Annotated in this window: 15 protein-coding genes; 9 read left to right on the top strand and 6 right to left on the bottom strand. The window is 41.1% G+C overall.

Annotation, left to right across the window (positions count from 1 at the left end; genetic code table 11):
- Window positions 1-2: 2 nt before the first annotated feature.
- Both N480_RS24630 and N480_RS24625 read right to left on the bottom strand, forming a co-directional pair.
- Window positions 3-923 carry a diguanylate cyclase domain-containing protein gene (locus N480_RS24630; protein ID WP_063375139.1) on the bottom strand — a complete coding sequence of 307 codons (921 nt, stop codon included), beginning with the start codon at window positions 921-923 and terminating at the stop codon, window positions 3-5.
- Between the two features lie 141 nt (window positions 924-1,064).
- Window positions 1,065-1,628, bottom strand: coding sequence for a YSC84-related protein (locus N480_RS24625; protein WP_063375080.1), 564 nt, complete (start codon window positions 1,626-1,628; stop codon window positions 1,065-1,067).
- 570 nt (window positions 1,629-2,198) lie between these two features.
- On the opposite strand from N480_RS24625, the gene N480_RS24620 reads away from it, so the two are divergent.
- Window positions 2,199-3,074 carry a carboxylate/amino acid/amine transporter gene (locus tag N480_RS24620; protein WP_063375079.1) on the top strand — a complete coding sequence of 292 codons (876 nt, stop codon included), beginning with the start codon at window positions 2,199-2,201 and terminating at the stop codon, window positions 3,072-3,074.
- A gap of 41 nt (window positions 3,075-3,115) precedes the next feature.
- Here N480_RS24620 and N480_RS24615 read toward each other — a convergent pair whose 3' ends face one another.
- On the bottom strand, window positions 3,116-3,553 hold the full coding sequence (locus N480_RS24615; protein ID WP_063375078.1) for a GNAT family N-acetyltransferase: 438 nt from the start codon (window positions 3,551-3,553) through the stop codon (window positions 3,116-3,118).
- 417 nt (window positions 3,554-3,970) lie between these two features.
- Between N480_RS24615 and N480_RS24610 the strand changes: the two genes are divergently transcribed.
- Complete coding sequence (locus N480_RS24610) at window positions 3,971-5,515, top strand: basic secretory protein-like protein (RefSeq protein ID WP_063375077.1); 1,545 nt, start codon at window positions 3,971-3,973, stop codon at window positions 5,513-5,515.
- A 228-nt stretch (window positions 5,516-5,743) separates the two neighbouring features.
- On the top strand, window positions 5,744-6,913 hold the full coding sequence (locus N480_RS24605; RefSeq protein WP_063375076.1) for a response regulator: 1,170 nt from the start codon (window positions 5,744-5,746) through the stop codon (window positions 6,911-6,913).
- Here N480_RS24605 and N480_RS24600 read toward each other — a convergent pair.
- On the bottom strand, window positions 6,905-10,327 hold the full coding sequence (locus N480_RS24600; protein WP_063375075.1) for a PAS domain S-box protein: 3,423 nt from the start codon (window positions 10,325-10,327) through the stop codon (window positions 6,905-6,907). The two genes, N480_RS24605 and N480_RS24600, sit on opposite strands and share 9 nt — an antisense overlap.
- Before the next feature lie 256 nt (window positions 10,328-10,583).
- Window positions 10,584-10,982, bottom strand: coding sequence for a MerC domain-containing protein (locus N480_RS24595; protein ID WP_081231993.1), 399 nt, complete (start codon window positions 10,980-10,982; stop codon window positions 10,584-10,586).
- Between the two features lie 361 nt (window positions 10,983-11,343).
- Here N480_RS24595 and N480_RS24585 point away from each other — a divergent pair, with 361 nt between their 5' ends.
- The 6 genes from N480_RS24585 to vioE all read left to right on the top strand — a co-directional run bounded on the left by N480_RS24585 (window position 11,344) and on the right by vioE (window position 20,881).
- Complete coding sequence (locus N480_RS24585) at window positions 11,344-12,729, top strand: MATE family efflux transporter (protein WP_063375073.1); 1,386 nt, start codon at window positions 11,344-11,346, stop codon at window positions 12,727-12,729.
- Between the two features lie 735 nt (window positions 12,730-13,464).
- Complete coding sequence (locus N480_RS24580) at window positions 13,465-14,763, top strand: FAD-dependent oxidoreductase (RefSeq protein WP_063375072.1); 1,299 nt, start codon at window positions 13,465-13,467, stop codon at window positions 14,761-14,763.
- 53 nt (window positions 14,764-14,816) lie between these two features.
- Entirely contained in the window at window positions 14,817-17,852 is a 3,036-nt protein-coding gene (gene vioB, locus N480_RS24575) for an iminophenyl-pyruvate dimer synthase VioB (RefSeq protein ID WP_063375071.1), read from the top strand.
- Window positions 17,853-17,854: 2 nt separating this feature from the next.
- A complete protein-coding gene (locus N480_RS24570) occupies window positions 17,855-19,144 on the top strand; it encodes an FAD-dependent oxidoreductase (RefSeq protein WP_063375070.1) in 1,290 nt (429 codons plus the stop codon).
- Window positions 19,144-20,280, top strand: a complete 1,137-nt coding sequence (locus tag N480_RS24565; RefSeq protein ID WP_063375069.1) for a hypothetical protein — start codon at window positions 19,144-19,146, stop codon at window positions 20,278-20,280. Before N480_RS24570 ends, N480_RS24565 begins: the two co-directional genes overlap by 1 nt.
- Before the next feature lies 1 nt (window position 20,281).
- Entirely contained in the window at window positions 20,282-20,881 is a 600-nt protein-coding gene (gene vioE, locus N480_RS24560) for a violacein biosynthesis enzyme VioE (protein WP_081231992.1), read from the top strand.
- Window positions 20,882-20,966: 85 nt separating this feature from the next.
- On the opposite strand, the gene trpS is transcribed toward vioE, so the two are convergent.
- Entirely contained in the window at window positions 20,967-21,965 is a 999-nt protein-coding gene (trpS, locus tag N480_RS24555) for a tryptophan--tRNA ligase (protein WP_081231991.1), read from the bottom strand.
- Window positions 21,966-22,077 lie beyond the last annotated feature (112 nt).

Below are 22,077 nucleotides of genomic sequence, written 5' to 3'. Positions count from 1 at the left end.
TGTTATTCATCCAACAAAAATGATTGGTTTCTGCCGTTATCTTTAGCTTGGTAAAGTGCTTTGTCCGCAGTTTTTATCAACTCTTCCACATTGTCGTAATGGCCATATTTACCCACCGCAACACCTGCACTGACAGTCACAACATCAAACCGCGACTTACTATGCGGAATTTCGAGTCCTTTAATGGCTGCTACAATGGCATTTGCGATCTTCTGAGCACCTTCCCTATCAGTATTTGGCAGCAATACAGCAAACTCTTCACCTCCGTACCGAAATACACTATCAAGGGGCCTATTTACCATTTGTACAGCAACTTTTGCCACGGCTTTTAGCGCGTCATCGCCTTGCAGATGACCGTAATGGTCATTAAAAAACTTAAAGTAATCAATGTCTAGCATGATCACCGACAGACTCTGCTGCTGGCGTAAGTTCTGTTTAAATAATCTCTGACATTCCATATCAAAATAGCGTCGATTGAATACTTCTGTCAGACCATCAAAAAAGGAGTACTGCTTGAGAATATCCGTTTGTCTCTTGTATTTGAGATGCGTTCTAACTCTATTAACTAAAGTTCTAGCAACGATTGGCTTACCTAAAAAGTCGACTGCACCTGCATCCCAGCACAACTCCTGCTGATTTTCATTGGTGTTTGATGTGACAAAAATGATTGGAATATCATTCAGCTCATCCATCGCCTGAATCTTTTTACACGCTTCTAAACCCGTCATCCCTTCGAGTATCCAATCCATTAAAATAAGGTCGGGCGGATTGTCTATACAGTGTTCAATGGCATCTTCGGCTGAAAAAACACAGTCAACTTTACACAACCCATCCAAGCAGGCACTCAATACTTTTTGCGTGAGTGAGGAGTCCTCTACAATTAAAACTGAACTATCACTGAGGTCATCAATATCCTTAAACATACGGCCCCCAAAATAATTAAATATATAACTCTGTTTATAGCGAATACTCATGCACCTAACAAGTTAAAAAAACTCATTAAGTGCACAAATAATTTCGATAAGCGCTTATACAAAGTATATTCTTTCCCTTAAATTTAGCGATTAATTTAATTCGCTATCTGGCCAAAACTTCGTACCTTTAATGGTAGCCTGCAATGCTAAGCCACTCTTTGTCATGGTATAGACTGACATATCGCCATAATAAAGCTCCCCTTGCACTGACGCGCCCTTTTCTGACGCCTTCGCAGCAGCATCGGCATTGCCACCAAATGTCCAACCGTGTTCAATAAACGTATCTAGCGCTTTTTGTGTATGGAACACTAAAATAAGTCGATAGTCTTTCACTCCTAAACCCAAGCCCACGCCGCCTTCAGCCATATTCATGTAGGTAAAATTCCCCGTCTTATTTGCATGTACTACGCCATACCCTGTACCTGCTGAAACGAGTAGTAAATTGACATTGGCATTGGAAAATACCGCATACCCCACCGCGGATTTCAGTTGTGCCCGCGTATCTGGTTTTTCAGAATATAACTGTGAAAGTGTTTCATTTTTCATCTTTATGATATCGGAACGTTTTTGGGCTGTATCTCCTCCGCCCATCGATGCGCAACCGGCCATTACCGCTGCAAACCAAAGCACAGTTACTTTAAACATATAATTCATAGTTTTTCTCCCAATCAGATACTGTGAACGGCTGGTTGTGCACATATGCACAACAATTGTTGGGAACTATGCACTCACCAAGTTTAGCCCAAGATGAACGAAGCCAAATTAAAATCAAAATGAAAGTTAAACTGACGAGATATAAACCTAGAGCACATTCAAAGTACTCGATAGCAAGCAGGTGTTGTAACTTAAAAAACTTACACTACTTATAAGCCTTGCCACTAATGAAGCTAAGCATATGGATTTTAAGCTACGATAAAAGCCAGTCACGCCCCGTAATTTGCTTCTAGCAATATGTGAGAAAGTGAAATAAAAAGGCCGCCTGGGAATGGCGGCCTTTAACACATCATGGGTAATCATGAAAGGGATAAATGTGAAAACAACTTCATTGTAACCATTAGGTAGTAAATTAAAATCATATTATAACGGTCATTTACTTCGTTATTTTCGAACTATTAACGTATTCATAGAGTTAGGGGGCACTCTAAATACAGTACCTTCAGAGAAGTTTCTATCGATTTCATTTCTTATTACGCATAAAATGACTAAAAAACTCAGTCAATCTCTATGCTACATTTATCAATTGTGACCGCACTTTGGGCATTTTCATTCAGTCTTATTGGGGTCTATTTAGCAGGCCAAGTCGACTCTTGGTTTGCAGCTATGAGTCGTGTCTTAATCGCTACACTTATTTTCTTACCATTTATTAAGATAAGCCAAGTTCCTTTACAAACGGCATTACGTCTAATGCTAATTGGAGCCATCCAAATCGGTGCAATGTACGGGTTTTACTACCATTCTTTTTTATTTCTTAGCGTGCCCGAAGTACTGCTTTTTACAGTCATGACACCCGTTTACATTACTTTAATTAACGATTGCATGGACAAGCGTTTTCAAGTCCACCATATGTTAGTCGCACTTATCGCAACCCTCGGTGCCATCACTATTCGCTATGAGCAAATCAACGAGGATTTCTGGGTTGGCTTGTGCTTGGTACAAGGTGCCAATTTATGCTTTGCGCTTGGCCAAGTTCTCTACAAACGACTATTGCAAAACGCTTCCGTATCACAACATTGTAGCTTTGGCTTTTTCTTTATTGGTGCCCTAATCGTCACTGGGGCAGGATTTATGCTATTTGGAGATAGCACCAAGCTTCCTACCAACCAGCTGCAATGGGGGATTCTGTTGTATTTAGGTCTCGTTGCATCAGGGCTGGGATATTTCCTTTGGAATAAAGGGGCAACTTTAGTATCAGTAGGTACATTGGCAGCCATGAATAATGTGCTGGTACCAGCTGGGATTTTGGTCAACTTGGTTATTTGGAACAGAGAAACCAGTTTAGAGAAACTGGCTATTGGCAGTGCAATTATTTTCTTTGCTCTGTATCTGGATAGATATTTTGAAGCCAAATATTCTAAGACTCAGACATTCAAAAACGAGTAATAATTGTTAATTGAGGGGGCCACAAGCAAACATGAGGCCTCTCACTCGAACTGCTTTAGAAATTTGATTTTACTATCTGTTCCACCATTGACAGGGTTGCAAGCCACAATGTGATAATTATTTTTTAAAAGCATCATGAGCATAGATTTAAACTTATTCATGGACTTCACAGATATAAATTCATAGCCCTGCTCTAGACACCACCTTTCTTGTTCATTCAGTAATGATTGTGCGATACCACTACCGCGATACTCTGGTATTACAGCACCTAGCCAACTATAAAAGTGCTGTGTCGATTTCTCGTAGCCCAGTTTATACGCTACAGGCTTTCCATCTACCTTAGCAACCAACAGCAACGAGCGACGGTTTTGTAGACGTGCAACTATCGTATCTTTAGATTTAGGATTATCAAATTCAGGAATTTGTTGTTCTATCTCAGACAGCTCGTCTAGCGTGCCTTGTTCAACCAAATACTGCACTGTGCTGTGACCCCCTTAGGTGTATTTATCAGTAACTCATTAGATCTTTTTTAAAACTATTTGTCGGTAAAATAGTTTATTTTTTGAATGACGGTTACTATTTCCCAATAGAAAAATTATAGCGATACTTTTCAATATATTATACATCATTACTCAATACTTTTTTTAACCGCAAGGTCTAAAAACAACGGATGAAAAGCCCAATAATCTGACTATTTATCAGACCAAAAACAGGCAAAACAGTTAATCTAATGTAAAAAACCTTTGACAAAGTACATTTTACAACCAATCATTAAAACGTTCCAATAAATAATAACAGTGACAACAACACAAAAAATATGAGTTAAGCGATAAAGAACTTATTGGAACATCACGTTAATTCGAATAAATTTTGGAACGATACAAGGTTGCGTAAAAATGAATCAAAGACATACAAATAACGCTTTGAAGTACACAAAGCTCGCGTGCATAATTGCTGCTACTTTATCAATTTCGGCATATGCTAATACAGATCTCACATCAGCAAACCCAAATGCAATATCCGCCTCTGGTGAAAATGGCACTTTCGAAGGACGTACCAAAGCCTTTGATGATGATCAATACAGCAAATGGCTCACGTTTTCTCCATCAGGCTGGATCAGCTATCAGTTCGACCAGCCGCAGCGAATTACCAGCTATACACTCACATCAGCAAATGATGCGCCCAGTCGCGACCCTCAAGACTGGCAATTGCAAGGCTCTGCTGATGGCGTTAATTGGTATACGTTAGATACCCGCCATAATCAGTCGTTCGGCGCGCGTTATCAAACCAAACAATTCAATGTATCCAATCCGCAAGCATTTCAATTTGTTCGTTTAAATGTAACGGCAAACCATGGCGCCAACATTTTACAGCTAGCTGAGATTGAAATGTTTGGCTCTAGCATCGTAACCCCACCCGATGAACTACCTATCACTCAAAGCAATTCATTAAATGCACGGCAATGGCAACACTTTGGTCCATTTAATGTTGCGAATAAAGTTATCGCAACCACCAACGGTTCTGGCGATGCTGACTTGTATATGCGATCAGGTGCTCAACCAACAACACAACAGTTTGACTGTAGCAGTACCTCTCCTACTGCAACTGAATCATGTAACTTGCAGGGCAATGATCTTTATGTTTCTGTCTACGCGTACAGCAATACAAGCTATACCATCAATATCCAAGAGCAAACCACAACGCCGCCAGATGGACAGTGGAAAAAGCCCCAAGTCGACTTTGTGGACGTAGACCCACAAACTCAAGGCTCTATTCTATTCAAACGTATCATATCTGATCCTGCTGGACATATGGCGAATCGTTGTGTCGATGTTGCTCAGATCCTTTACCGCGATCCTGTCGAGTCAAACAGATTTAGAAATCTTAGATTTGAGCTAAGGGCAAAAGATCACTGGGGCAATGAATTTGTCGCATACAAAATGGGAGAAGATGGCTCGGGAGAAATGACCATCGTAGTCAGTACAACACATTTAGCTAACCTTTATCGAGACAACGGCAACTCCGACGCAGCAATAAGAGATGAGATTGATGGCATTCTTTTTCACGAAGTAACTCACGGGTATAATAACTCACCGCTTACCCATGACAGCTATGGGGATGGAAAAGCGTTTTGGGCATATACTGAAGGGCTTGCCGATGCGGTAAGAATAGGTGAAGGTTTTCATAAAACGAGACAGCCAAACGTTACCGATCCAAAAAAATGGTTAGGTGGCTACACGACTACAGGCTTTTTCTTGCACTATGTGAGAGTTACGCATGATCCTGAATTTCTGTACAAGTTTAACAAGGCAGCCAAAGATCTTGGCAACTATACATGGTCATTTGATTCCGCGTTTAGAAGTATTTTAGGAAGAGGCGTTGATGATCTTTGGCAAGAATATGCCAACTTTATCAACAACGGCGGACAGCTCCCATATTGATTGGTAATAACTGATCCCTTCCCCTCCAAAACTCAGCAAGCTGCGTTTGGCTTTTAAGTCTAAATCAGCTTGCCTTCACTAAAAATCATACCAAATTATTCTTGAATATAGATAAATAGCCCTCGCCAAGGTCATATTTTTTTAGCGCATATAATCGTTCTACACTATGCTGTTGAGAGTGGTACATTTTACCTAGTTTTACCAGCTCACAGTAGGAGTATAAGAATCATGTCGGGCAACGCAAAGGTGCTAATAGTTGATGATGAAAAACCAGTGAGGGATATGATCCTCGCGGCACTCAAGCCTTTTTTTTCATGTGAGCAAGCCTCATCCGCGCAAGAGGCCTATGAGATTCTTGAGAATTATAGCCCGCAAGTCATTTTGATGGATATAAGTATGCCTGGTATTGATGGGCTTGCAGCATGCGAGAAAATCAAAAAAGAAATTTTAACCAGTAATTGCGCCTTATTTCTGGTGTCCGGGTACAATAATTTAGATATGCGTTTACGCGCTTTTGATGTCGGTGCTGATGACTTCATCGCAAAACCATTTCAAATCAAAGAACTCGTCACAAAAGTACAGAAGGTCTCTGAGTTTATTCAATCACAAGTGGAACTCAAAGCCAGCGAGCAAGAGTCGATCACACTGGCACTCTCTTCAATGCAACAGGCTTCCCACTACAGTTTGGTAATGCAGTTCTTCAAATCACTCAATCAATGCAAAAATGAGCATCAAGTAATTAATCAATTTTTCGCGACCATGAAACAATTGGGATTACTGACAAGCGTCATGATCAAAAAAGAAGAGATTACTTTTTATGGGCCAAATGGCGCAAGCATCAGCCCAATAGAGCAAAACATCTTTGAGTTACTGTGCACTAAAGGCCGTTTGCATAGTTTTGGAAGACGATTGATTGTAAATGAAAAGCACATATCATTTTTAATCAAAAACATGCCAGAGTCCCCCGAGGAAAGCGGCGCTATCAATGATATCTCAGTTGCAATAATTGAAGGGCTGGAAGCAAAATTACTGGACCTATATCGCCAGCAAGCAATGGAGCAAATCGTCGTAGATATCACGTCCGGCATTGGCGAGCTACACACGTTATCAGAAGAATATAAAGGTTTAATACATGACGTCATGCATGACTTAAACCAGCAAATTACGTCCAGTTTTCATATTTTAGATTTAACCGAAGAGCAGGAACAGTTTATTGCCAATCTGATTGAAAAAGAGGCCAAAAGCCTCGGTTCCATTGAACCGAAAATTAATTTACTAAAATCGAACTTAACCAGCATCATTCAAAAAACAGATAAGTATTTTGAAATGGAGCAAAAAGTAGCGCCTGAGTTAGAGACTGATCTCGATTTAAATAATACCAAGCCTGAGTTATTTTGAGCAGAGTGTCGCAACTCTATTCAATAACTCCTGAGGGCGAAATGGTTTTCTAATAATGCTTGCGTAGAGGGCGCTGTCAAAATCGCTGACTTTTTCAATATCCACATAGCCACTTATCATCTGCACTTTTATCTCTGGATGAAGACCCTGAGCTTGCTTGACTAAACTAAAGCCATTCACATCGGGCATGAGTACATCCGATATGATTAAATCGTATGTGTTTACTTTGAGTATCTCCAGCGCTTCTATACCACATGTTTTCGTGTCTACAGTGTGGCCCGCCTGACAGAGAAGTTTTGCGATTACATCTGCAAGTGACGCCTCGTCATCCACAACTAAAATGCGACATGGTGTTTGGTGAATATGCGCATAGTTAAGCTTAGCTTGAGACATCTGCTTGGACTTAGATTCTAGTGCAGGAAAATAAATGGCAAATATCGTGCCCTTTGGACTGCTTTTAACATCAACCCCACCGAGACTGCGTTGAATAAATGCATACACTTGGCTGAGCCCTAAACCAGTGCCTTTATCCCCTTTGGTAGAAAAAAATGGGTCAAAGATATTGTCTAAATGTTGCTCTTGAATCCCCTCTCCGGTATCTATTACTTCACACTTAACATGTAAGCTCGTTGATTGATCGATTTTATCATTTTGATACCAATCCAGACTTGTTTTGATGGTTACACTCCCTGCTTCTTTAATTGCATGAACACTATTAATCACCAAATTCAAGACCATATCATCAAAGTCATGCCTATCGAGCTGTACATCAGGTAAATCTTCAGCTAAATCAAAAATGAGCTTAACATCGGGTGTTAGCGACTTTTCGAGTAATTGGCGGCTGTCGGCAAGAGCATCATTTAAAGAAAAAACCTCACTCAATGCACTTTCTTTTTTTGAAAAGCTCAACAGTTTTTGGGTGAGATTTGTCGCTCGCTCTCCTGCTTTTACTATTTCTTGTACATAACTTTTGATTTCAGGATCGAGGGATGACTGCATTGTAATAATATCGCTATAACCCAGCATGATCCCTATTAAGTTATTAAAGTCATGCGCTATCCCACCCGTTAATTTACCTAGGGCGTCCATTTTCATCGAGCGCCTAAGCTGCTCTTCTTTCTCTTTAATGTTGGTTAAATCAACGCAGTTACCAATAAACCTCCTCACACCATTGGGCATAATCGGCAATTCGCTAATAGATAAGTGCATAGGAAACACATCCCCACTGGCCCGTCTGCCCATCACTTGCCGACCTATACCAATGACTTGTTTGTGACCGGTCGTTATGTAATTAAGTAAAAAGGAGTCGTGATGCTTTGCAAACTCTTCAGGCATCAACATTTTGACATTTTCACCAATAACCTGCTGCGCATCATATTGAAATGCAACCTCAGCAGCTTTGTTAAATGTCAGTATTTGTCCTTTGTCGTTGATGGTAATGACAGGATCTACCATGGACTGAAGCACTTCGTCTTTTTCAGCTTCTTTCAGTTCCAGTGATTCAATCACCTCGTGTAGCATCGTAATATCGGAAATTAGAGAAGCATATCTCGCTGCCTCGCTGGTTTCATCAGAAAGAATGAAACTATGCCACTCAGTAACCCGTTGCCTACCTTTTTTATCTGCTATCGCAATTAACTGCTTTGCATTGTGTTCGTTCGATATAGTTTGCAGTAAGTAGCGCTCAAGATCAGAATAAAAGTCAACGGCAACGAGCTCTGACAAATTACTTCCCACCAAAGAGTGTTGGCAACTACCAAAAAGATCCGAGGCAGCCTGATTACAAAATACAATATTAAGCGATTGATCCCATTCAATAATTGCCATAGGAGCATGACGAACCAACTCAGCTAATCGTTTTTGAATCTGTTGCAGTTCATAATCTGTTTTCTTTTGTACAGTAATGTCTGAAATAAACCCAGCCATTGCGTAATTGCTCTTGTTTTGCTTGATAATTGGAAACAGCGTAATAGCACAATAATACGTCTCTCCACGAAATTTATAATGTACTTCTTCTCTTATATAGCTATCTCCAGACATCACTGATTGCATACGAAGCTCTAAAAAAGTCGCAATGTTTTTTGGACACGCCTGCAATAACTCTTCTGCACTCGACACCTTAGTTTGCGAAGTGAGAAAACGCTTGAACTGCCCATTGAGATAAGCCACCTCGCCATTCTCTTGCAATAAAAATACGCTTTCGGGTAAATTCTCAATGATGGAAAACAGTTTTCGTTCACTCAGTTGCAATTGCAACGTGAGTTCAAACTCTTTTTGTTGATCTACAAATGCAATTAAATAGCAAGATAGCCCCTGCTTCGCCATAGTCAGTTTAGTAATAGATAAGTTGATCGCATGCCATTTTTTCTGATTTAACCAAAAGCTCTTTACGCTTTTTCCCCTATGACTATCCGCTTCTTTTGCAAGAGAGACTAATAGTTTAGTATCACAGTCATGAGAAAGTAAAAACTGCTCATTAAATTGCTTTGAATCAGCCAAGTCCTGCGACAAACACTGCTTGGCGGTATGGTTCAGGTCTAGTATTTCCCCTTGCTCATCCACAATGATAACGGCATCTGTAATACCCTCAAATAGCGCTTGAAAGTAGTCTTTTTGCTGACTCACGGCGGTGTGGCTCAAGGCTAGATCTTGGAACAGTACATTACTTCTCCTAGCTAATTCGCTAAGCTCATCTTTTCCACCAATATCAATAAAAGTGATGCCTTTTTCGGCATGGAAGTTATCAAAGTGAGTAAAAATTTTTTGCAGCCGTTTCTGAATTGAGATATGAAAGATCATTGCAACTAATAACGCAGTAACGAGCATGATGACAAAGAGCGGTGTGAAGGCATGCATCGTAGAGTTTTCTATGTATTTTTCTGCAAATGAGTAATCCGCTAAGACCAATAAATATTTAGCATTTACTTGAGGTGCGTTACTTTGCGAACTTATTGGACCTGACATCGCAAAAAGGTTAGACTCGCGGTCAAATGCATCCATGGTCTTCTTTTGCTTTAACATGGTTGATAAATTTGAAAACTCAGATTCATTGAATTCAAACTTAGCGAGTACTGCACTTGCTGTCATGCCAATATACTCAGGTTGAGTGGCTAACATCACGGTACCGGTGTCATCAAAAACAACGGCTAATTCAACGTCTGAATGGGATTTCATTAAATTTAAGTATTTATCTATGGCATCCACTCTATTCTCAGAAACCATAAACTCTAGGGCTGTCTGTGCTTGTACGAAAAGGCTCATAACCTCATCAACACGGGTATTAAGATGACTTTCAACGGTTTGTTTGAGGGTAAATAATTGTAAGGTCGCCACCTGAGCTAATAAACCAAACACCACGACTACAAATATCTTCAGTGCAATTGGTAATCTGACATAGTTTTTCATCGGGTGCATGTCAGTCTCCTAAAGTGATGGACTGACTTATTATTTTTACGCGCATGTCATTCAGGGAGTGAACGCAAGGAAGCAAACAACCAAGGGGATAAGAGAAAGGTAGCACTTTGCCTCCCAAAGCATAAAGTTAATGCTCTGAGCATAGTACATACTAGAAAAACCACCCACTTATCAAAAGGTGGGCGTTAAATTTAATATATTAAAGTCGGCAGAAATACGTAATGAGGAGGAGTTCGTTAGCTAAGTTGCCCCTCCTTTATGAGGAACAACACCTAGCAGCTTTACATGCTTTAATATTTTTCAAATGTGAAAAAGCAACGATGAGGCTTCCTACAACGGTTAAAATCGTTTCGCCATATTCACCAAACAAGTCATGGCCAAAGAAAGCTGCAATTGAGAGCACTGCTAGGCCAGTGATCCCAAACGTAAAAATGTGCCATTTACTGTGTGTTTTGCAGCCCGATACCAAAGCTAATACACTTGTTAAAAGTACCCCACCGAGGAGCAATTGATGAAATGCCTCTTCTTGTAAAAAGCTTGCTGATAAGAAAGGCAACGCCACAAACAATATAGGTAACACAATACAATGAATGACACACATAGTTGCCAAGCCGATAGACACTTTGTCTCCGACCTGTTGAATTTGACCACGCAATTTAAATCTCTCCAAACCCAAAAGATATAATATAACATACCATTGATAAGCTAATAATTAAAAATTTTATGTTTTGTTTTATGCCTTGGTCATTACATTCAACCTCTGGATCTCTATATCCAATTAATTGAGTGCACTTTAGAAATCCATAAAAGTTAATAAAAGCGACATCAACAACACATTTTTTTATGAAATAAATTATGGCCTTACAAACGACATACAGCGTCCTTCCATACACAAATGGTCCAAATTTAAGTCAACAAAAACACATTATTAAAAATTTAAAACATAGAATTAACCTTTATAAACATTTTTTCAGTAAACTATCCGCAGCTTTAATATCAGAATACAAGGAATAAGCATGAGTACGACTACAGCAGAAATGAGCACAATAGATGAGCAAGCCGACTCTCCTTTGCTCACTGGACCTATATTTAAACAGTTCTGCTTTTTAGCAATCCCAACAATTTTAGGTATGGTCATTAATGGGCTCTACACATTTGTTGATGCGCTGTTTATCTCTCAAGGGATTGGCGCACAAGCAATGGGCGCTGTATCAGCAGTTTTCCCCATCCAAATGATACTCATCGCTATCAGCACAATGCTCGGCAGTGGTATGGCTTCTCTTGTTTCTAGATATCTAGGTGCTAAACGACAAAAAGATGCAGACGAAGTATTTTCTGCTTCATTTATGTTAGCCATATTGAGTGCATTGTTACTTTGCACGCTTACCTACTTGAACCTAAACAGTATCTTTAGTTTGTTGGCGGTTCCTGAATCCTTGCAAGCTCAGGCATCTAGCTATATTACGCCCATTGTAATGTTTTGGGTAATTGGGTTTATTTGCAATCAAATTACTGAGGGCTTTCGTGCTTCTGGTAATCCAAAAGCGATGATGCAAGTACTCTCTACAGCATCGATATTGAATATCTTGTTAGATGCACTTTTTATTTTTGTCTTTGAGTGGGGTGTTGCAGGTGCTGCTTGGGCAACTATCTGTGCTTTAAGTATTGCCTTAGTTATTGCGATTCAGCTTCAATCAAAAGGCGAAAGCGCTGTTAAATTCCAACGTCGCAGTTTATTGAGCCCAGTCCAAGTTCACCTCAAAATGCTAAGCCTAGGATTACCCGTTTTACTTTCACACGGTGGCTTTTCCGTGATCTTAGCAGCAACAGTCTATTCAATTTCTACCGTATTCGCGCAAAACTCAGAGCCACTAATCACCGCCCACGGCATTTTAGTTCGGTGTTACATGTTCTTGTTTTTACCAATTATAGGCATGATGGTCGCGCTACAAACCTTAGCGGGCTTTAACTATGGTGCTGGAGAATTTGAGCGAGTTAAAAAAGCCTACCTGGTTGCCTGCTTAATAAGTACCGTATGGGGCGTTATCGTGACATTTATACTGTGTTTAAACGCACACTGGCTAATTGCGCTTTTTACGAGTGATGCATTGGTAACCGAATTAGGTAAAGAGATAGCTTTAGTGGCATTTGCAGGCTTTACCACTGCAGGATTCTGTATGATGTCCAGCGGATTGTTTCAAGGAATGGGTAAAGCCATACCCGCGACTATGTTGGACGCCGCCCGCACTTATGTATTACTTTTACCTTTAATGGTAACTCTACCAAATCTATACGGTTCGGACGCTTTATGGTGGTCATTTCCCATTGCAGACGTCGCAGGCGGAGTTTTTGCATTGAGTTTTTCAATTTTCACACTCAACAGGCTAATAAAAAAGAATTAGAAAAGGATGAAGTTATAAAAAATTCATCTTACTTTTTCCGTTGCAAATAAACAAATACCGGCTTACTTATTGTTTTCCTACTCTAGGTAACCGGTACAAACTCAGATCAAACTCTCGTTAAAAGTGCAATCTTTCACATAGAAATTTTCTCAATTTAAAAATCTCTCTTTAAAATCCTCAAATACTCCAAAAATGTCGAGTTTTTTTGCATTAATTCTGTTATTTCATGGTCTTAGTCAATAGCCCTAAAGAACTACCCTTTCCGTGATGTACACTTTATCACCTGACTTGTAATGCAATGAAATTACAGCTCCACATTTCCTACATATTTATCCCCAAATTGAAAACAAAATTTCATCGATTTATCACCTAGCTTGCACATTGATTTATCCCTGAAAATAAAATTAAGGCTAACTTTGCAATAGAGTAAATGCACAAATTGCAATAATAAGAACAATGAAAGATTTATTTCAGACCGAAAATATCATTATTTTAATAACATTTTACTGATCTTTGTTAATTATGAGGAACAACAGTGGTATCATTTATTAAAACGCATACCGCGGGTTTGAATTATCGTAATCGATTGATTTTAGGGAATACGAATTTAATTTCATCGTGAACCAGTGAATAAACCGGCTTAAAAGTGACATTTGATATTTAATTAATGTTAATTATTAATGAAGTTTCATTTAAAGCTATAAGTTTTTAGGAAAACTCAAGGAAATATGGAACATGGCGATTAGAGAAAACACAATCTCAATCATAGGTGCAGGAATATCAGGCATTATTTGCGCGCTTACATTAGCAAAATCAAAAGCATGCAAAAAAAGTTCAATTAAGGTTTATGAGCACAAAAAACGAGTTGGTGGTCGAGCACATGCAGTTAAAGTCAATGATCACTTTGTAGACCTTGGCGCAGGCCGGTTTTCATCCCAGCTTCATCACAATGTCAAGGCGCAAATCACATCTTTAAACTTGCCTTACGAAACATTCCCTTTTACACAACTAAAGCGCCCACAAGCATTGCATAAAAGTTTAAAGAGTATTTTAAAAAATTTGAAACCTCTATGTGATGAACACCCAAATGACTCATTTGAAGAGTTTTTAACTATTTATGTCGGTAGACATCAAGCAAGAGAAATGATCAATGCATTGGGCTATGACTCTTTGTCTCTGCCTAACATTTCACCGCATATTGCTTTTGACATAATAGAAAAGCACCCTGAAATACAAGGGTTTTCAGAAAATGCTGGATACGAATGGTTTAACTTAAAAGAAGGCTTTTCAGCACTGACTGAAAAGTTGTATGAGGAAGCACTCGCACAGGGTGTTGAGTTTTACTTTGACCATGAGCTCGCTAGCATAGAAACCAACAACAATGGTTGCGCGCTAAAATTAATCAAAGATGGTAAGCAAGAGGTCACTATCTCTGATGGTGAGATGATCCTTACCTTTCCCCCTACTGCGATGAAAAAACTCAATTGTGGCTTTCCACAAGATTGGAGCGACTACACCTATGGCTCAATCCCGCTATTCAAAGGCTTTTTATTTTATGATGCACCTTGGTGGCAAGAGTTAGATCTAGCAGATCATGTAGTGATTACTAATAATCCAATGCGCAAACTGTATTTTAAGGACAACAGGTATGTATTTTTTTATACCGACAGTGATTACGCAGACTTTTGGCGTGATACAACCTTAAAAGGCGAGGCTCACTACCTAAGCACAGTTAAAGCATTGATGGCACAAGCACTACGTTGCGATGAAAGCCAATTACCTGACCCACACGTCCACACCTACAAACACTGGACCCACGGCGTTGAATTTTCTCAAGAATGTTGCCCTAACCACCCTATGACATTAGTACATAAAAAGTCACGTATTATCTCTGCAAGTGATGCTTATACACCACACTGTGGCTGGATGGAAGGCGGCATTATGGCTGGCAAAAGCGCAGCAGGAACATTATTGAAGCGAATAGAATCAGAGCAAGCTCAAGCGCTACAAAGCGAAGAGCTGGCACACGTTTAATTGTCATCTACACAGTACAGACTAAAGAAAAGTAACTAGGAAGTTTGAAATAAATGAGTATTCTCGATTTTCCCCGAGTTCATTTTAAAGGGATTGCGCGGGTTAACGTCCCAACGGCAAATCGCAATATCAACAATACATTGGATATTGCAACCAATACAGCAATTAAAGATGGAAAGCCCTATGATGTGGCACAGCCACCAGCACACTTCCACGAATACTTAACAGATATAGGGCCCAAATTTGATGCTCAAGGACGAGTTGATGGCGCTGGACCGTTTAATCTCGCAGCTGGGTATAATATGCGAGGAAATAACCATTTCAGTTGGGAAAATACGCTTGTTACTAGCGTACAGCTGAAGCCAGGAGAATACATTACCAACGATAAATTAGTTGGTCACAAACTATCTCTTTGGGGGCACTACAACGAATACTTGCGAACGTCTTTCAATCGCGCGAGATGGGTAGATAGTGATCCTACAAGGCGAGACTCTGCTCTGATTTACGCAGGTCAGCTAACAATCACAGATTCAAAAGCATCGGCAAATACGACCCATGTATTGTCAGCAGATATTGATTGCACTCACGGAGTGCGATGGATGAACAAGAGCTACATCGCTCAGCCGATTTCTCACTTCTTATATGAAGAAATGAGTGAAGCTAGACTGTTCCAATTTTCGATAAGAAAAGACAGCGACGAGTTTTTGTTTAATCAGCTAGGACTTGACTCAGACTTTCTGGCCTCACTGCAAACGGCTTTAGATGACCCCAAGGTATTAGGTTTAACCGTGCAGTATTGTGTGAGTAATTTATCCCCTCCAGTCGCACCAAATATGCCAGTGTTCTGTGATTTACATGGCACTATTGGTTTATGGCGCGAAGAAGATATGATGACTTCGCCCACGGGGCGGATATTAAGACCAGAAAACAGCGAGCAATATGCCCCCATTGCAGTATCAATTGGGGAAGACTGGTTGAGTTTAAACGCTGCTGTAGGTTTACCACATGAAAGCTACCAAGAAAGCCTCCCTGTCAAAACAGGTATGCCACCAAGACTGAGTAAAAAACTCGATTTGGGTAATCTATTTCTCAAATCAAATAATGGGCAAATCATCGCGACAATTGCGCTAGAAGATTACAAAGATAATGCACTGAATTCAGGTATTATTGATATTCCATTGCAGCAGTTTGATGAACAATTTCATCAACAGTCACTCAGACTATGCTCTGAGGAGCATACATGGTATGAAAGTGACTGGCACATCCAAGCTGAACAGCATATTTTTTCCATGGAAAGCCCTAATCATATTAAGGGTGACAAAAGTACAACATCGGTTGCAATTCGCAGTTACTTTCAGGGTAAGCCGATGCCAATCGCAAAACTGGCCTCTCATGTAAAAGATTCTAGCACTCTGAACTGTGACCAATATATAGAGACAGACTGTGAAGGCAAAGGTTCCATTACCATAGAAAGCCTAAAGCCAGGCAGTACAGAGTTATTCTTAGGTGAGTATCACAACGCCATCTTAGTGCGCGTTTTGCCAGACGACTGGGCGCTCATGGATACGCCAACAGAGCTAGTTGACTACGACTTTTTGTATAAGCATGTTATGGCCTACTACGAGCTGTTCTACCCCTTCATGACGGAAGCCGTATTCAGTATGGCTGACAAGTGTAAATGCGAAACATATGCAAGATTAATGTGGCAAATGTGCGACCCTCGCAATCGCGACAAAAGCTACTACATGCCAAGCACTCGAGAAATGCCAGAGGCACATGCTCAACTCTTTTTAAAATACTTATGTAATGTTGAGCAATCTGCTATGCCAAAAGTTTTGCCTCCCCAAAAGCCACAGTTTAAAGCTAAGGGGAACATTAAAAATAAAGCGCAGTTAATCAATGCGCTACGTGATGCTGTCGATCTTGAGCTCTCCATTATGCTTCAGTATCTATACAGTGCTTACTCGCTACCAAATTATGGCGTCGGAGAGCACTTCGTCAATGCAGGAAGGTGGCAACAAGCGCAACTCGAGTTAGTTAATGGCGGTGCAGACAGACGCCGTAACAGCGGCTGGCGCGGAGCACTATTAGAGATAGCCCATGAAGAAATGATCCACTACTTGGTGGTAAATAACTTGCTTATGGCACTGGGAGAACCTTTTTATCCGGGCAAACCGGTATTAGGTGAAGAGGCAAAAGACAAATTCGGCTTAGATACCGAGTTCTCTTTTGAGCCTTTTTCTGAGCATGTCGTTGCTAAATTTGTGCGCTTTGAGTGGCCGGCATTCTTTCCTACGGTAGGAAAATCCATCGCTGATTTTTATCACGATATCACCGTCGCAATTGGCGAGTTACCAGATTTATTCTCGACAGAAAAAGTTAATTTAGGTGGTGAACACCATTTATTCTTGAACGAAATTATTAATAGAGAATATCCAGGGTATCAATTTGAAGTCTATGACAGAGAGACAGCAATTTTTGCTATCAATTTTGTAACAGAGCAAGGTGAAGGCGTCTCTGCCGATTCACCCCAGTTTGATGTAAGTCACTTCAATCGACTGCGCTCGATTTCAAAAGCACTGACACACAGCGATATTCCGTTTGAGCCTGCCTATCCAGTGTTGAAAAACCCAGTGTTCGAGCCTCGTCAGGGCTGCAACCTCGTGACAGATCCTGAAGCGGTAGAATTAATGACCTTTTACAAAGGCTGCCATGAATTAATGTTTCAGTTGATGATGCAACATTTTGCCATCAAACCTTTGGGCAGCATGCGTCGTTCGCGCTTAATGAATGGCGCGATTGACCTGATGACGGGGATTTTAAGACCACTGTCAGTACAGTTGATGACCCTGCCCTCAGGCGAATTAGGACGCAACGCGGGCCCGCCTGTACCCGAGGCAATTTCAGCGGAAGTCTTCGACAATTTAGAACAAGGATGCATGGCCATTTCAAGGCAATGCAAAGATTTGGTAAGCATGGCTAAAAGTATGGTTTCGGCCACGCCACCACAAACACAAATTGAGTTATTAGAGTTTTTTCAAAATCAGATGCAAGAAATCGCAACTGGCAAACTTTCAAGGGAAGCGTAAATATGAAGAAAATAATTGTCATTGGCGGCGGTCTAGCCGGTGGCTTAACAGCCATTTACTTAGCAAAACGTGGATACGATGTTCACATTATAGAAAAACGCGGTAACCCTTTGCTAAGCCAAGCAGACTATATTGATCAGGTCAGCTCGCGCGCAATTGGCGTTAGTATGACTGTGAGAGGTATTGAGGCGGTTGTCGCTGCTGGCATTCCACTGGCTGAATTACAAGAGTGCGGTGTTGAAGTGTCAGGCATGTCATTTTTCGTTAAAGGTGAACCTAAAACGCGCGAACTTCCACCTCTTGATAAGCTTAAACCATTATCACTGAGTCGCAGTGCATTTCAAGTGTTACTCAACAAATATGCTGAACTAGCTGGTGTTCATTATCACTACGACCAACGCTGTATAGAAGTAGACCTAGATGGCTGCAGCCTCATGACCAAAGACAGCGAAGGTAATTTTACTACGCATAAAGGTGATTTACTCATTGGGGCTGATGGTGCTCGCTCGTGCTTACGTGAAGCGATGCAAGCTAACTGCCGACGTTTCGAATTCCACCAATCATTTTTCAAACATGGTTATAAAACCTTGGTTGTGCCTGATGCCTCAAAAGTAGGATTAAGAAAGGATTTGCTGTACTTCTTTGGTATGGACTCGGGTGGCCAATTTGCTGGACGCGCAGCAACGATCCCTGATGGCAGCATCAGCTTTGCAGTCTGCCTGCCATACACAGGACAAGTAAGCTTGCACAGTGATGATAGAACAGCGATGAAGGCGTTTTTTGATCAGTACTACCCTATGGTGCCAGAAGATATCCGCCAAGATATGTTTGAGCAATTTATGATTAAACCGAGTAACGACTTGATCAATGTCCGTTCTTCAACTTTCCATTACAAAAATACAGCACTGTTGATAGGTGACTCTGCACACGCCACTGCGCCTTTCCTCGGTCAAGGCATGAACATGGCACTCGAAGACTCTTTCGTCCTTGATCAGCTATTCGGTCAATACGGCGATGACTTCGAAAAGATTTTAAGTGAGTTTACTGAATTACGTAAAAAAGAAGCCGACGCGATGCAAGACATGGCCAGAGCGAACTACGAAGTTCTCAGTTGTTCAGACCCAATATTCTTCATGCGTGCACGCTTTGCACGTTATATGAATCAGAAGTTCCCAGACCATTACCCACCGGATATGGCTGAAAAATTATACTTCACTTCAATGCGTTACAGTGAGTTACGAGACGAGCAAGAAAAGCAAAATGTTTGGTACAAAATAGGGAGAATGAATTAATGAAGATTTTAGTGATTGGCGCCGGCCCTTCAGGCCTTATGTTTGCAAGTGAAACCAAAAGACTTAAACCTGATTGGGATATCAAAATAATTGAGAAAAACCACCCCGATGATAACGTCGTTGGTTGGGGTGTTGTACTACCTGGGCGTGCCCCGCATCACCCAGCTAACCCTCTGTCGTATCTCGCCAATTATGAAACTTTAGATGCGCAGTACCTAGAAGATTTTAAACTTACTCACCACAACCAGAGTGCATTGAAAAGCACAGGCGTGACTTTATGTGGTGCAGAGCGCAAATCAATGGTCAGAGAGTTGCGCCAAATGTGTATCGGCTTAGGTATTGACATCCAGTTTGAGCAACCTGTTTTAACGGATGCCGAGCTGGCGTCTAACGATTATGACCTAGTGGTGGTGTCAAACGGCCTTAATCACACCACCACCTACTATCGTGACGCATTAAAGCCAAAGGTAGAGTTCGGTAAAAATCGCTATATGTGGTATGGCACTACTAAAACTTTTGATGCAATGAATCTCATCTTTAAAGCACATTCAAAAGGTGTTTTTGTTGCACACTCTTATAAATACTCCAGCAAAATGAGTACTTTTGTTGTTGAATGTAGCGAAGAGACCTACAAAAAGTCTGGCCTAGACGAAATGACTACCGCAGATGCAGAGCGCTTTATTGCATCGGTATTTGAAGAGGAGCTAGATGGTAAAGCAGTCATTGCACAAGAAGGTCTGAAATGGCGCAACTTTATGACCTTGAGCCATGAGAAAGCTTACGATGGCAATGTAGCGCTATTGGGTGACGCACTCCAGTCTGGTCATTTCTCCATCGGTCACGGAACAACAATGGCGGTTGTCGGTGCGCAAATACTAGTAAAGGCGGTCTACGATAACCCAGACAATGTTACTGCGGCACTTGAAGACTTTAATCAACATGTTATGCCAGTAATGCAACTATTTGATCAACACGCAACCGTGAGTCGCTTGTGGTTTGAGTCAGTAGAGGATCGAATGCACTTATCTACAGGTGAAGTTGCGCAAGGGTTTGCTGAACGACGTGGACAGCTTCCTCCACTGCCTGCTGCGCTTGGCCAAGCATTGGAAAGAGCTTTAGATCGTGGGGAAAAGTAACGTGGAACTAAACAAACAAATGACCCCTCCAAAATTACCACAGCAATGGAGCAGTAGTTACATTTCATACTGGTCTCCTATGCAACCTGAAGAGCATATAACATCAGGTTATTGCTGGTTTGATTACAGCAAAAATGTATGTCGTATCGACGGGTTGTTTAATCCATGGAGTGAGGAAAAAACAGGCCACAGATTGTGGATGTCGGAAATAATGTACCCTGGTACTAATGAGTCATTTAAAGCCAAAGTCGCTTATTCCCGTGCGCACATGGACAAACAAAGTGAGTTCACAGGTGAAGTACTGAATGATGAAGTAGACCCGTGTCACGAGCTAATTTTAATGCAAGATGTATTGCAAACATGCAATGCTGAGTATCAAGGCACTTGTGAAGTACTAGGGTTTGAAGCTGACATTTGGCATTTCCAGAGACCGAATAGTAAAGGACCTGCAACTTACTATTTGAAAGCGGGCACCAATGAACTGCTAAGAATGGTTACAGGTGACCCAAAGGTCATGGCATCTGTGAGAGATTTTCCTAACTTCAACACTAGAGAAATCGATGCAGATATCTTCAAGCATGAGCCCTTGAAGCAAGCATAAAATACCAAGTAACATTGGGAATGAGGCGTGCCGACCACAATATTTAGTTTATTGTGGTCGGTCACATTGAACGACAAACCCCCTTTCAAAGTACATTTAATCCAAACGCATCTTTTACTCGGTTGAGCACTCGCTGAGACTGCTGGTTCGCTCTCTCTGTACCCGCTTTTAATATTTCACGTAGTTGTGTAGGGTCTGATAGATAGGTTTCACGTCTAGCCCGTATTGGCGTAATTAGGTTCACCAAACAATCCGCCAAAATCCCCTTTAATTTGCTATCACCTAACCCACCTCGACGATAATGGGCTTTGAGCGTTGCCACATACTCTTTGTCTTCATGAAAAGCATCCAAGTATGTAAAAACCACATTCCCTTCAACTTGGCCAGGATCTTCTACTCTAATGTGGTTTGGATCCGTGTACATCGCCCGCACAGCCTTTGCGATTTCATCATCACTGCTACCAAAGGTGATCACGTTTCCAAGCGACTTTGACATCTTAGCTTTGCCATCTACACCAGGTAACCTTGAAACCTCGCTCAGAAGTGGCTTTGCTTCTACTAACACTTGCTTTTTTGCGACACTGTTGAGTTTGCGAACAATTTCGTTGGTAAGTTCAAGCATCGGGAGCTGATCTTCTCCAACAGGCACTAAGGTCGCGCCAAACGCGGTAATATCAGCAGCTTGGCTTATTGGGTAATTTAGAAAACCTGCGGGAATTGACGCGCCAAAGTCTTTACTTGCGATTTCTGCTTTTACTGTTGGATTGCGCTCTAAACGCGACACACTGACCAGATTTGCATAATACATACTTAGCTCAGCCAAAGCCGGTAAAGCAGACTGTAAGCAAATTGTTGTTTCTTCAGGGTTAATGCCAACAGCAAGGTAATCCGCCATCACGTTAAATATATTGTCGGCAACCTTCTGTGGGTTGTGGCCGTTATCTGTCAAGCCCTGCATATCTGCGATTAGAATTGTTTGAGCATGCTGAGATTGCAATGAGATACGATGTTGTAAGGAACCCACATAGTGCCCCAAATGTAAAGGGCCTGTTGGTCTGTCACCGGTAAGAATTGTATGTTTCATGTCTGTCTCCTTATTTTGTTTGCTACCGAAAGAGACAGTGGTCATGTCAACTATTACCTTTCGGCAGCAGTTGAACACGTGTATTCAAGCGCCGCTCTAATAAGAGCGCCAC

The sequence above is a fragment of the Pseudoalteromonas luteoviolacea S2607 genome, assembly GCF_001625575.1.
Taxonomy (GTDB): Bacteria; Pseudomonadota; Gammaproteobacteria; order Enterobacterales; family Alteromonadaceae; genus Pseudoalteromonas; species Pseudoalteromonas luteoviolacea_E.
This window is presented reverse-complemented; position numbering and strand designations above follow the sequence as displayed.